The sequence below is a fragment of the Thiohalocapsa marina genome (assembly GCF_008632335.1).
Lineage (GTDB): Bacteria > Pseudomonadota > Gammaproteobacteria > Chromatiales > Chromatiaceae > Thiohalocapsa > Thiohalocapsa marina.
This window is the reverse complement of record NZ_VWXX01000023.1, coordinates 45,032-57,527: the sequence shown is the minus strand read 5'-3', so window position 1 is coordinate 57,527 and position 12,496 is coordinate 45,032. Positions and strand designations below refer to the sequence as shown.

Annotated in this window: 12 protein-coding genes; 6 read left to right on the top strand and 6 right to left on the bottom strand. The window is 66.0% G+C overall.

Annotated features, from left to right (window positions below):
* Positions 1-111: 111 nt before the first annotated feature.
* On the bottom strand, positions 112-2,838 hold the full coding sequence (gene mutS / locus F2Q65_RS13450; RefSeq protein ID WP_150093931.1) for a DNA mismatch repair protein MutS: 2,727 nt from the start codon (positions 2,836-2,838) through the stop codon (positions 112-114).
* A 341-nt stretch (positions 2,839-3,179) separates the two neighbouring features.
* Here mutS and F2Q65_RS13445 point away from each other — a divergent pair, with 341 nt between their 5' ends.
* The 4 genes from F2Q65_RS13445 to F2Q65_RS13430 all read left to right on the top strand — a co-directional run bounded on the left by F2Q65_RS13445 (position 3,180) and on the right by F2Q65_RS13430 (position 6,223).
* Positions 3,180-3,734, top strand: coding sequence for a hypothetical protein (locus F2Q65_RS13445; RefSeq protein ID WP_150093930.1), 555 nt, complete (start codon positions 3,180-3,182; stop codon positions 3,732-3,734).
* Between the two features lie 45 nt (positions 3,735-3,779).
* Positions 3,780-5,093, top strand: a complete 1,314-nt coding sequence (locus F2Q65_RS13440; RefSeq protein WP_150093929.1) for an ATP-binding response regulator — start codon at positions 3,780-3,782, stop codon at positions 5,091-5,093.
* A 54-nt stretch (positions 5,094-5,147) separates the two neighbouring features.
* Complete coding sequence (locus F2Q65_RS13435) at positions 5,148-5,327, top strand: PLDc N-terminal domain-containing protein (protein ID WP_150093928.1); 180 nt, start codon at positions 5,148-5,150, stop codon at positions 5,325-5,327.
* Positions 5,328-5,446: 119 nt separating this feature from the next.
* On the top strand, positions 5,447-6,223 hold the full coding sequence (locus tag F2Q65_RS13430) for a spermidine synthase (protein ID WP_150093927.1): 777 nt from the start codon (positions 5,447-5,449) through the stop codon (positions 6,221-6,223).
* Here F2Q65_RS13430 and F2Q65_RS13425 read toward each other — a convergent pair.
* The 5 genes from F2Q65_RS13425 to nth all read right to left on the bottom strand — a co-directional run bounded on the left by F2Q65_RS13425 (position 6,130) and on the right by nth (position 10,076).
* Complete coding sequence (locus tag F2Q65_RS13425; RefSeq protein ID WP_150093926.1) at positions 6,130-7,041, bottom strand: HvfC family RiPP maturation protein; 912 nt, start codon at positions 7,039-7,041, stop codon at positions 6,130-6,132. The two genes, F2Q65_RS13430 and F2Q65_RS13425, sit on opposite strands and share 94 nt — an antisense overlap.
* Positions 7,042-7,102: 61 nt before the next feature.
* On the bottom strand, positions 7,103-8,071 hold the full coding sequence (locus F2Q65_RS13420; protein WP_150093925.1) for an HvfB family MNIO-type RiPP peptide maturase: 969 nt from the start codon (positions 8,069-8,071) through the stop codon (positions 7,103-7,105).
* A gap of 92 nt (positions 8,072-8,163) precedes the next feature.
* The gene (locus F2Q65_RS13415; protein ID WP_150093924.1) at positions 8,164-8,478 is read right to left on the bottom strand and encodes an HvfA family oxazolone/thioamide-modified RiPP metallophore; all 315 of its coding nucleotides are present in this window, start codon (positions 8,476-8,478) and stop codon (positions 8,164-8,166) included.
* Positions 8,479-8,680: 202 nt separating this feature from the next.
* Entirely contained in the window at positions 8,681-9,127 is a 447-nt protein-coding gene (locus tag F2Q65_RS13410) for a DUF1841 family protein (protein ID WP_150093923.1), read from the bottom strand.
* 253 nt (positions 9,128-9,380) lie between these two features.
* The gene (gene nth / locus F2Q65_RS13405) at positions 9,381-10,076 is read right to left on the bottom strand and encodes an endonuclease III (RefSeq protein ID WP_150093922.1); all 696 of its coding nucleotides are present in this window, start codon (positions 10,074-10,076) and stop codon (positions 9,381-9,383) included.
* A 219-nt stretch (positions 10,077-10,295) separates the two neighbouring features.
* On the opposite strand from nth, the gene lexA reads away from it, so the two are divergent.
* Together lexA and F2Q65_RS13395 are read left to right on the top strand one after the other, a co-directional pair.
* Entirely contained in the window at positions 10,296-10,991 is a 696-nt protein-coding gene (gene lexA / locus F2Q65_RS13400) for a transcriptional repressor LexA (RefSeq protein ID WP_150093921.1), read from the top strand.
* Positions 10,992-11,429: 438 nt separating this feature from the next.
* Complete coding sequence (locus F2Q65_RS13395; protein WP_150093920.1) at positions 11,430-12,452, top strand: TRAP transporter substrate-binding protein; 1,023 nt, start codon at positions 11,430-11,432, stop codon at positions 12,450-12,452.
* The last annotated feature ends 44 nt before the right edge of the window (positions 12,453-12,496 follow it).

Here is a 12,496-nt window from a genome sequence, read left to right as displayed (position 1 = left end):
ACCCGTTTGCCTGGTTGGGGTTAAAACGCTACGCCCACCCCCAACCGCCCACACGGGGGTCGGCGCTCCTATTACCCGCCCTACAGTGTTCACCTTGTTTTGGGCGCGTTCCTAAAGCAACCCTTTCAGCTGGTAGAGCACCTCCATGGCCTGGCGCGGGGTGAGCGCGTCGGGATCGAGATCCCGCAGGGTCGACAGCGCCGGATGCGGCGGCTCCGGCGGGAACAGGCTGAGCTGCGCCATCTCCCCCTCGCCGGCGGCGTTTCGGCCGGGCTTCCGGGTCCGGCCTCGCCGGCCATCGGTGGCCTGGTCGCCGCGGCTCGGTGCCTGCCGCCGGTACTGCCCCTGCCCATCCGCCAGAGTCTCCGCCTGAGCCTGCGTCTGAGCGAATGCGCTGTCCTCGAGTTCCCGCAGACGGCTGCGGGCGCGGTCGATGACCGCCGCCGGCACGCCGGCCAGGGCCGCCACCTGCAGGCCGTAGCTCTGGTTGGCCGGTCCCTCGCGCACACTGTGCAGGAAGACGATGCGCTCTCCGTGCTCTACCGCCTCGAGGTGGACATTGGCAATGCCCGGGTGCGTCTCGGGCAGGGTGGTGAGTTCGAAATAGTGGGTTGCGAACAAGGTGAAGGCGCGGATGCGCGTGGCCAGTTCGATGCCGCAGGACCAGGCCAGTGACAGGCCGTCGAAGGTGCTGGTGCCGCGGCCGACCTCGTCCATCAGCACCAGGCTGCACGGGCTCGCGTTGTGCAGGATGTTGGCCGTCTCTTCCATCTCCACCATGAAGGTGGAGCGCCCGCCGGCCAGGTCGTCTGCGGCGCCGATGCGTGAGAAGATCCGGTCCACCGGTCCGAGCCGTGCCGCGCGGGCCGGGACGAAGCTGCCCGCGCAGGCCATCAGCACGATCAGCGCCGTCTGTCGCATGAAGGTGGACTTGCCACCCATGTTGGGGCCGGTGATGATCAGCATGCGTCGTGCCTCGTCCAGGCGCACGCCGTTGGCGACGAAGGGCTGTGTGCCGCCGGACACCTGCTCGACCACCGGATGGCGGCCGTCGTCGATGTCGATCATTGGCTCGTCGACCAGTTGCGGACGGGTCCAGTCCAGGCGTTCCGCCCGTTCGGCCAGATTGCACAGCACGTCCAGCACGGCCAGCGCCTCGGCGCAGGTCTGCAAGGGCGCCAGCTGCTGCCGCAACTGCGCCAGCAGTTCATCGTACAGGGCCTTCTCACGGCTCAGGGCGCGCTCCCGGGCGCTCAGCACCTGGTCTTCGAACCGTTTCAGCTCCGGCGTGATGTAGCGTTCGACCCCCTTCAGCGTCTGCCGTCGCCGGTAGTCGTCGGGCACCTTGTCCGCATGGCTGCGGCCGAGTTCGATGTAATAACCGTGTACGCGGTTGTAGCTGACCTTCAGGGTGGCGATGCCGGTACGCTCGCGCTCGCGCTGTTCCAGCTCCAGCAGGAAGCGATCGCCGTGCTCCGCCAAGTCGCGCAGCTCGTCCAGTTCGGCGTCGTAGCCGCGGGCGATGACCCCGCCGTCGCGAATCAGCACCGGCGGCTGTTCGCGGATGGCGCGGCCGAGCAGCTCCAGTGTCTCCGGCTGTTCGCCCAGGTCCGTGCGCAGGGTCTGCAGCAGCGGATCGTCCAGGTCCTGCAGCACGGCGCCCAGGGCCGGCAGTCGGGCCAGGCCATCGCGCAGGGCTGCCAGATCCCGGGGGCGGGCGGAGCCGAGGGCGATGCGCGAGGCGATGCGTTCCAGGTCTGCGATGGCCGCCAGCTCGTCGCGCAAGGGGTCGTAGGCGCCGCGCAGGATCAAGGTCTCGATGGCGTCATGGCGCCGGCGGATCTGGCCGTTGTCGCGCAGCGGCCGGTTGATCCAGCGACGCAGGGCGCGGGCGCCCATGGCGGTGCAGGTACGGTCCATGACCCCGGCCAGGGTGTGGCGGTCAGCACCCTCGCCGCCACCGAGGGGCGTGGTCAGTTCGAGGTTGCGACGGGTGGCGGCGTCGAGGATGACGGCGTCGTCCCGGCGCTCCGTCTGCAACCCGCGCAGGTGCGGCAGGGCAGCGCACTGGGTGTCCTTGACATATTGCAGCAGGCAGCCGGCGGCGCCGATGGCCAGGGGCAGGTCGGCGCAGCCGAAGCCGGCCAGGTCGCGGGTGCCGAATTGCTCGCACAGGGCGCGGGTGGCGCTGTCGCTGTCGAACAGCCACTGCTGGCGTCGGGTGACCGCCCGGGCGAGCCCCAGGGCATCGAGCCGCAGGGTCTCCGGCAGTCTGCTGTCCTCGCTCAGCAGGAGTTCTGCTGGCCGCAGCCGCTCCAGTTCCGCCGTCAGGGCTTCCGTGCCTGCACCGGTCCCGGATTCGGCCCCGGATGCGCTGGCGGCTGCTGAGCCGGCGAGCTCGACGACTGAGAAACGCCCGCTGGCCAGTTCCAGCACCGCGACACCGAAGCGGTTCCCGTCCTCGGCCACGGCGCACAGCAGGTTCTCGCGGCGTTCATCCAGCAATGCCTCATCGGTGAGGGTGCCGGGGGTCACCACCCGGACCACCTCACGGGCGACGGGACCCTTGCTCTTTGCCGGGTCGCCGATCTGCTCGCAGATCGCCACCGACACACCCAGGCGTACCAGTCGCGCCAGATAGCCCTCGGCGGCGTGATAGGGGATGCCCGCCATGGGGATCGGCTTGCCCGCGGACTGCCCGCGCCGGGTCAGCGTGATGTCCAGCAGTCGCGCGGCCTGCTCGGCATCGCCGAAGAACAGTTCGTAGAAGTCTCCCATGCGGTAGAACAGCAGCTTGTCCGGATGATCCGCCTTGATCCGGAGGTATTGCTGCATCATTGGCGTGTGCGATTTTTCGCCGTCAGCGGGCGACCGACGTTGCTTGCCTGGGGTGTCCTTGTTCATGGGCGCAGTATACGGCAGGGCCGCGCTGCGCTTTAAGTAGACGCTGATTTATTGGCCTCCTGGCCAAAAATCAGCACGAAACCTGAAAACGTGGTTTCCAGGTTTCTTCATTTTCAGCGGCTTAGGCCGCTGAAAATGGCGGGGCGTCCTGCCCCGCGCAGCAAACGCTAGCTAAATCAGCGTGACCCTAAGGGGCGGGGAGAGGCGCTCTTCGTGTTGATGGGGGTGCGGGTTTGGCGGACAACGGCGGCCGCTGCGTCTACAATGCACCCATGATGAATCTCAAGATCCCACGCAGCTACAAGTTGATCCTGTCACTGGCCCTGGTGGCGGGCCCCTTTACCTGGCTGGTGCTCACGGAGGACGGTCAGCGCCGCAGTGACCTGTTCCTGCTGCAGGTGACGGGGCATCCCAGCTTCAACATCGCCTACGACCACCTGAATCAGCATGTGACCCAGAGCGACTTCGAGACCTTGTTCCCGAAGGTCCGGTTCCAGTGCGAGGCGCGCGAAACCGCATTCGGCGAGCGCGTCTGCGCCGCTGAGATCGCGTCCTTCAACGGCATGCCCGCCCGCACCGTGCGGTTGTACTACCGCGGCGATCTGCTGACCTCGATGCATCTCAACTACCGCGAGCGCTACCACGAATTGCTGGAGGCCAGCCTGCGCAACGGCCTGGGCGATCCGTTGCAGCCGGTGGGTGCTGGCGTGCTGCTCTGGCGGCTGCCCGAAGGGGTTGTGATGCTGGCGGCGGCGCCACCCGAAACCCCCGGCGATGCGGCGTTGCTCTGGTTGTCGCCGGGCATGGCCGTGCGCTACGGGGCCACCTGATTCCGTCCTGCCAAGACCGGTCGACGCACAGACGCACAGAGCCCTATGGACACCGAGTCCGTCGCCGCAGAGGCCATACGCATCCTGGTGGTGGAGCAGGACGCCACCACCCGGAGCTGCCTTTCCGGCCTGCTGCGGGAGCAGGGCTATGCCGTCGTGGCCTGCGCCCGGGCCGCCGATCTGGCGGATGTGGCCCGGTCTGCAGACCTGGTGCTGCTGGATGCGGCAGCGCCGGACGATGCTGGCTTCGAGGCCTGCCAAAGCCTGTGCGCCGGGACCGATACCCGCAGGGTGCCGGTACTGCTGCTGATTGCCGACGCCGAGCCCAGGCGGGTGGCCCGCTGTTTCGACGTCGGCGCACAGGACTATCTGGTCAAGCCGGTGGACCCGGCGCTGCTGCTGGTACGGGTGCGGACCCAGGCGCAACTGGCGTGGCTGTCGCGGCAACTGGAAGAGCAGACCGAGCTGTTGCGTCAGGCCAATCACCGGCTGCGCGGGCTGTCGGTGGAGATGGCGCGGGTTGAAGAGCAGCAGCGGCGCCTGTTTGCGCGTCAATTGCACGACACCACGCTGCAGCAACTGGCGCTGTCGCGCATCCTGCTGCAGGGTCATGCGCCTTCGGCAGAGCGCGATCAACGGGTGCTGGCGTTGCTGGACGAGTCCATGGGCCAGTTGCGAACCCTGCTGTTCGAACTCAGTCCGCCGATCCTGGAACAGGAGGGCCTGTGCGTTGCCCTGGAATGGCTGGGTGCACGGCTGGGCGCGCAATGGACGCTGCAGGTGGTCTGCGACTGCATCGGCGACATCCGACCGTTGCCTGAACTGCTGGAGCAGATCCTGTTCCAGGGCGCCAGGGAGCTGCTGGTCAATGTCGGCAAGCACGCCGACGCCGCCAGCGCCCTCATCACCGTGCGCTTCGGCCCGGATTGGGTTGCCCTGTCGGTCAGCGATGACGGATGCGGCTTCCATGCGCCGATGCCGACGCCGTCGCTGCAATGCGAGCCGGCATCTGAGCAGGCGTCCGAGCAAGAACGGGAACAGGAACAGACCGGTCCCCAGCCTGGGATCGGCGATCCGGCGGCACTGACAGGCGGCGGATTCGGCTTGCGTCAGTTGCAATCTCGGGTGGAACTGCTGGGAGGTGTGTTCAGACGCGAGAACCAGCCGAACGGCGGCGCTCTGGTGACGCTGGAATTGCCGGTGCGGGCGGTGCCCTTGCGGGAGCCGCTTCAGGAATCGATGCAGGAACCGCTCAAGGAGCCGGCGCAGGAGTGCAGGTATCGCGCCGGCGGATCCTGTAGAGCTGGCGGACGGGCTGACGAGCGATCCCGTGTCCGGAATATGTCCGTCAGGCGTTGAGGAGATGCCGACGGCGGGCTTTGGCGGGTCGGAAGAGGATTATCTGGAGAAACAATGCATATCGAAGTCAGCGGTCTGTTCGGGCTGATCTGGTTGGTTCTGATTGTCTACGCCATGATTCGCATCGTGCAGAGCAACGCCGGCACGGGCAGCAAGGTGATCTGGGTGGTGCTGATCCTGTTGCTGCCGGTGGTGGGGTTGATCCTGTGGTTGCTGTTCGGGCCAAAGGGCTGACCGGAAGGCGGCCGACAAGAGATGTTCGATGAAAATAACGTGCCCCGGCGCTGGCGTGGGCGGTCTCCGGCTGCCTGTTCCGCGATCAGAAAGTGCACGAAGGGCGGAGGAGCGACAACATGCGGATTACACAACGGCTGGTGGCCATTCTGACGACACTGCTCGTCTGGGGGCTGGCCGGCACCGTCTTCGGAGGGCTGTTCATCGGTCTTTACCAGGTCTTGTCGGTGCTCGGGCTGGCGGGCTGGCAGCCCGTGCTGCTGGGCGCCGTTGCGGCGGCCATGACCACGGCGGCCTTCTACAGCGCCATGCAGCTTGCACTGGTGGGCGCCACCGCGGGCGTGGTGGCCTCGGTGGCCTATCTCATCGTGTTCGGCCCTCAGATCGAACTGGCCCTGATCGCCGGCCTGGCAGGGGTGGCGGGGATCGTGGCGGGTGCCGCATTTGCCTGGATCGGGCGTCGCAATGCGCGACCGCTCGCGGAGACCCTGACCGGCCTCATTGCCGGTCTCGGCGCAGGCATCGTCCTGATGGTGCTGCTGCAGGTCTATCCGCAGCCCATCGGCCCCCTGGTCATGGCCGCCGGGGTGGTGGCCCTGGTGGGCGCGCTGTTCCAGCTCAATGAGCATTGGATGTTGCAGGCCTGTCACGGCTGGCTGCCGGCCGGCCTTGCGGCACCGCTGGTGGCGGGGCTGATCGCCGCGGTGGTGGGTGCGGGCATCTGGGTGATCAGCGGTACCACCATTGCGGCGCTGGACATGGCCACGCGCGGGGCGGTCGACCAGGTGCTGGGGGATGTCCCCTACGGCATGCTGGGCGGCTTGCTCGGCGGTGCGGTGACAGGGCTGGTGCTGGAACTGCTGGGCTTTCGCATCGAAGAACGGGCGGCGGACTGATCGCGGCAGGTACCAAGGATGACCTGCCGCTCGCGCAGGTCCAGCAGCAGCCTGGCGCCGGCGCTGACGACCGCATCCGGGTCGGGGTGGTCCAGTTCGGCGGCGATCTGCTCCAGCAGCGCACGGCCGTTTGTGGTTGTGGGTTCCTGCAGCAGCTGGATCAGGCGCTGGGTGAGCGCGTTGATCTGCAGAAAACGGACCCGATCTCCCTGATCGCGCCAGACGAGCAGGCGCGTGGGCGGGGTGCCCGGTGCGCCGTCCGGGGTTGCATCAGCTGCCCTGCCTGGCGCCGGGTCTGGCGAAGGGCTTGGCGGCAGCCGGTAGTCCGGGCCGATGCGGTGGACCGGGAAGCGATAGCACAGGTTCCATAGCAGCGGCGTCAGCAACGGGCGGCCAGACAGCAGATCACCCTGCGCATCCGCCAGTGCCGGGTCTGGGTCCTCGTCACTGACGCTCAGGGCCAGTTCCACCCACTCGTAGTGCGCCAGTTCCAGCAGAAAGGGCGGATCCTCCGCTGCCGGTGTGCGCTCGTTGCCCAGGTAGTCCAGAAACTCCTGCGCCAGCTCCAGGAACAGGGGGGTGTGACAGCGGTGGCAAGACAGGAAGTCGCGCACCAGGGCCTGCCACTGTGACGCCGACAGCAGGCGCCGGAGCACCGGAAAGCTGCCTGCCAGCAAGCCCGACAGGGTGTTGAGCACCAGATCGCGGTAGACGGCCATCCGTTGCGCGTCGATTCCGTCCGGCGCTGGGCAGTGCGCCGGATCGCGCAGATGGCGCGCGAACTCACGCTGAGTCTGTGCAAGCCCGGCTTTGTCCATGTCTGCCCCGAAAACTGTCCCGGAGGCTGTTCCGAACGACGCCCCCGAGCACATGGCCGGGTCAACCGCGGGCGCGGCCATGGACTGGGGCAGGGTCATGGGCTGATGCGTGCGGGGTGGCGTCATGGCCGCAGGCTGGAACGGACCAGGGGTCAGCATCCGGCATCATGTCGGACTGGAAACCCGCCGCTTCGCCGGACGGCCGTGCATGGCGTTGCTGCAACTGCGCGATGCGCGCGACCTCAGGGACCAGTTGCGCCAGGGGCGGGATGTTGAAGTCGCGTTCCAGCAGGGTAGGCAGCGGACCGAAGCGGCTGTAGGCGAGGTCCAGCAACTGCCAGACGGGTTCGATGACATCGGCGCCATGGGTGTCGATGCGCAGATCCGGCGCCTCGACGCGATGGCCGGCCACGTGGCAGTAGGCGATGCGCTCGCCGGGCAGGCGTTGCAGGAAATCGGCGGCATCGTAGCCGTGGTTGACGCTGTTGACGAAGAGGTTGTTGACATCCAGCAACAGGTCGCAATCCGCCTCGTCCAGCACCGCCAGCAGAAAGTCGAGCTCCGTCATGTCGCGGGTCGGTACGGCGTAATACGAGGCGTTTTCCAGCGCAATGCGCCGGCCGAGCAATTCTTGTACCTGGCGCACGCGCCCGGCCACATGCCGCACGGCCTCGGCGGTGAAGGGGAGCGGCAACAGGTCGTACAGGTGTCCGCTGTCCGAGCACCAGCTGAGGTGCTCGCTGTAGTGGTGGATGCCGTGCCGCTCGAGAAAGGCCCTGATATTCCTCACCAGATCGAGATCCAGCGGGTCTGTCGAGCCGATCGATAGCGACAGCCCGTGGCAGACGAACGGATGCCGCTCTGTCATGGCACGCAACAGCCGGCCGAACCGGCCGCCAACATCGATCCAGTTTTCGGGGGCGACTTCGTAGAAATCGACCTCCGGCGGGGGGTGCCCGGCCGCGGCGGCGATGAAGCTGCGCCGCAGACCGAGTCCGGCGCCACTGACGCAGCGATTGGACGGATTCATGGTGTGTCGCACCACGTGAAACCCTTTGGCAGCCGGGTGGTTGCCAAGATGCTGCCAGGTCTGGTGGGTGGCGGCCGGAGGCCGGGTGCTCGTCAGCTGCTGCTGCCGCAGGTCCCTTCGCCGCACTTGCCCTCGCCGCATTTTCCTTCGCCGTCCTTGCCGTCGTCACCCTGACCACCACCGCACTTGCCTTCGGTATCGCCGGTGGCCAGCAGCATGTAGCCAGATGCAAGGGGGGTTGCCTCGAAGAGGTCGTCGCGGACCAGTTCTGTGCCGGACAGCGCTGCTTGAGAGGCTTCCGGCTGGAACAGATCTGTCGACCGTTCTGCGGCCAGGGCGGCGGACAGGCTGCCCGCCAGGGTGGCCCCGACCAGGGTTGCAACGGGTGTAATCGGTTTCTTTGTCATGCGAGAATCTCCTCCGGGAGGATGGTGATCGATCATCGGCGCCCCGGGCCACGGACAGGGGTCCGGGTGAGGTCCGTACGCATACCGAAGCAGGCGTTGGGCGTTTAATGGAGACGCCCCGGTTAAAACCAACCGTTCAAAATCTGCTGGATTGATTGGTCTTGGTGGACGAACAACTGGTGGCCGCCGTCTGCCGGCATGATCAGTCGCGCTGGCGCTTGCCGCCGCCGCGTTTGCGGATGCATTTGAGCAGGGCCTTGCTGTTGAACGCACGGCCGTGGCGCTGCACCTGCCAGATGGCCTCGGCCAGGCATTCCAGCATCCGGTGCTCGGCGTCGTGCACGTCGCCCAGGCAGTTCTCGATCATCTGTCGGTACAGCTTGCGCATGCCTGGTGGATTGTCGGTGGTGACCTGTTCGTACAGGGCCAGGTGCAGTCCCATGTGCAGGAAGGGATTGGTCTCGCCGCCTTCGGGCAGCCAGTCGCGGTCGAGCATGTCGCTGTTGTCGACGATGGCGTGGTACTCGGGATGCTGGCTGATGATCTGGACGATCTGCTGTTCCAGGGGTTGCAGCGGTTCGCCGGTCTTGCTCTTGCGCCAGGCCTCCAGGAAAGCCTGGCGGAATGAATCTCGGTCTGTGGTGTACATGGACTGGTTCTGGAATATCCGTTCTAGGAAATGCTGATTTATTTAGCATTTCTCGCGCAGGGCAGGATGCTCCGCCATTTTTAGCGGCGTAAGCCGCTGGCAATGAAGCGATTCGGAAACCGCGTTTTCGAATCGCGCACTGATTTTGGCCAGGATCGGATCAGGCAGGCCAATCAATCAGCGTCTCCCCGGGCGAGACTGTGGTCGATGGCTGATCGTGGTTGACGCTACTCGTTGTCAGGCCGTGCTGTCCTCATGGGGCAGGCGCTGCGGTTGCCTCCGGCGCGGCCTTTGGTACGGCCTCTGGTGCTGCAGCCGCTGCTGTCTTGTCCGGATATTCGCACAGATCGGCGATGGGGCACTGGCCGCAGCGCGGCTTGCGTGCCGTGCAGATGTAGCGCCCATGCAGGATCAGCCAGTGGTGAGCATCCTGCAGGAATGCCTTGGGCACCAGCCTCAGCAGGGCCTTTTCCACCGCCAGTGGGGTCTTGCCCCGGGCGATGCGGGTCCGGTTGGACACCCGGAAGATGTGAGTGTCCACGGCCATGGTTGGTTCACCAAAGGCGGTGTTCAACACGACATTGGCGGTCTTGCGGCCGACCCCGGGCAGGGCCTCGAGTGCTTCGCGCGCCCGTGGCACCTGACTGCCGTGCTGCTCCACCAGGATGCGGCAGGTCTGCATGATGTTGCTGGCCTTGCTGTTGAACAGGCCGATGGTGCGGATGTGCTGCTTGAGTCCGTCTTCACCCAGGTCGAGGATGGCCTGGGGGGTGTTTGCCTGCGCGAACAGGCCGGCGGTGGCGCGGTTCACGCCCTTGTCGGTGGCCTGGGCGGACAGGATCACGGCGATCAGGAGCTCGAACGGGCTGCTGAAGTGCAGTTCCGTGGTGGGGTTGGGGTTGATCGCCTGCAGGCGGCTGAAGATCTGGGTGCGCTTGTCCTTGTTCATCGGCGATAGCGTACAGCGCAGGGCATTTGGCTGCCAGCGGTCGGCAAACTTCTGCCGGCCGGCTTTCATTGAGTCCGGCATTGCACGGGCTCGCCGGTTCGCGTCGGTTGGCCGTCGATCGAGACGAAGCGCCCGGCCTACGGCTTGCTTGTCTGCAATAGCTGTCTATAATGACAGTTTTTCAGTGAGGCAGCATCAAGGCGCGTCGGGGCGAGCAGCATGTCCAATAAGTCCAGAGCACGGTTGACGGGGCAGCCCACAGGCGGTTCGACTGCCCAGCTGACACACCGGCAACAGCAGATCCTGGACCTGATCCGGCGTCACATCCGCGAGACCGGTTATCCGCCCACCCGGGCGGAGATTGCCGAGGCCTTCGGCTTCAGGTCGGTGAATGCGGCGGTGGATCATCTGAAGGCGCTGGAACGGCAGGGTGTGATCACCTTGCAGCCAGGGGCCTCGCGGGGCATCCGGCTGCTGGAGCAAGTGGAGGATACGGCGTTGCTGCCGGTGATCGGCCGGGTTGCCGCCGGTAGTCCGATCCTGGCGGAGGAGCATGTCGAGGACCGCTATGCGGTGGATCCGTCACTGTTTCGGCCGCGGGCGGATTATCTGTTGCGGGTGCAGGGCGCAAGCATGCGTGACGCGGGCATCCTGGATGGCGACCTGTTGGCGGTACACCGTTGCCAGGAGGCCCGGAACGGGCAGATCGTCGTGGTGCGTATCGATGACGAGGTGACGGTGAAGCGCTTTCGTCGCCATGCCCGTTGGCCCTATCGCGTGCAGTTGTTGCCGGAGAATCCGGACTTCCAGCCCATCGCTGTGGATCTGCGCCGGCAGCCGCTGGTGGTGGAGGGGCTGGGTGTAGGGGTGTTGCGGCTGACGGCGACCGGGTCATGCAGCTCGAGCAACTGCTGAGCCGGCGCCCGGATATCCGGAGAGGGTCGGGTCTCAGGTCGGGCGGCGCGCGTTCCGGAGCGCTGGCTGGCGCTGCTGCGCGAGCGCAAGGAGCGCGTGCCGTTACCCGCCCAGTGCTGGCCATCGGGCTGCTCAGCGAGGGGGCCGTGGCCCGCGACTACTCCGTGGCCATTACCGTGGAGGGGGGGCGGTTGTGGATCTGTCGCGACATGCGGGGAGAGCGCCGCTGGTATCTGCATAGTGTGTAAGATGCCTGATGCAAGGCGTCCGTGACCGGCAAGCACCATGGTTTCCATGCAACAGACTCGCACAAAACCTGTCGCGGTTGCGGTATTCTGCCGCAGGCCCGGCAGACGGACACCGACACTTGCCTGCATGGAAACCGCTGGATCGTCAGCGTTGCATTTATTAAAAGTACACACCATGAAGAGGCTCCGAATGAAGCTACTCCCCTTTGCCGCCCTCGGTCTGGCAGCTGCCATCTCGGCCCCGGTTGCGCTGGCCGACGATCCCGTCGTGATCAAGTTCTCCCACGTCGTGGCGGAAAACACCCCCAAGGGCCAGATGGCCAACCGGTTCAAGGAACTGGTTGCCGAGAAGACGGGGGGCGCTGTCGTGGTCGAGGTCTACCCCAACTCGCAGCTGTTCGGCGACGACAAGGTGCTGGAGGCCATGCTGCTGGGCGATGTGCAGATGGCCGCCCCGGCACTGTCGAAGTTCAGCCGCTACACCGATGTGCTGGCGCTCTATGACCTGCCCTTCCTGTTCCAGGACCTGGATGCCGTGGACCGCTTCCAGCAGAGCGAACAGGGACAGGCGATGCTCGACTCCATCAGCCGCAAGGGTCTGATCGGACTGGGATATCTGCACAACGGCATGAAGCAGTTGTCGTCCAGCAAGCCGCTGCGCACGCCGGAAGATGCCGCCGGGCTCAAGTTCCGCATCATGTCCTCCGAGGTACTCGAGGCTCAGTTCAAGGCGGTTGACGCGGCGCCACTGAAAAAGCCCTTCTCCGAGGTCTTCACGCTGCTGCAGACCCGCGCCATCGATGGTCAGGAGAACACCTGGTCGAACATCTACTCGAAGAAGTTCTTCGAGGTGCAGCCCTACATCACCGAGTCCAACCACGGCCTGCTGGACTACATGGTGGTCACCTCCAAGGAGTTCTGGATGGGCCTGCCCGACGAGCAACGCGCCCAGGTCAACGCGGCCCTGCGCGAGGCGCTGGACTTCGGCAACCAGATCGCGCGAGACAAGGCCATCGAGGACAAGGGCCTGATCGCCGAATCCGGTCGCAGTGAGATCCTGGAACTGACCCCGGAGCAGCGGGCGCAATGGGTCGAGGCGATGAAGCCGGTGTGGAAGAAGTTCGAGAAGGAGATCGGCGCAGACCTCATCGACGCAGCCTATGCGGCCAACACGACCGACAACCAGGTGGCAAGCGCGACCGACGGCCAGTAACCCAAGGCCAATAGAACAGGCAATCCCGGCCTCCGGTATCGCCG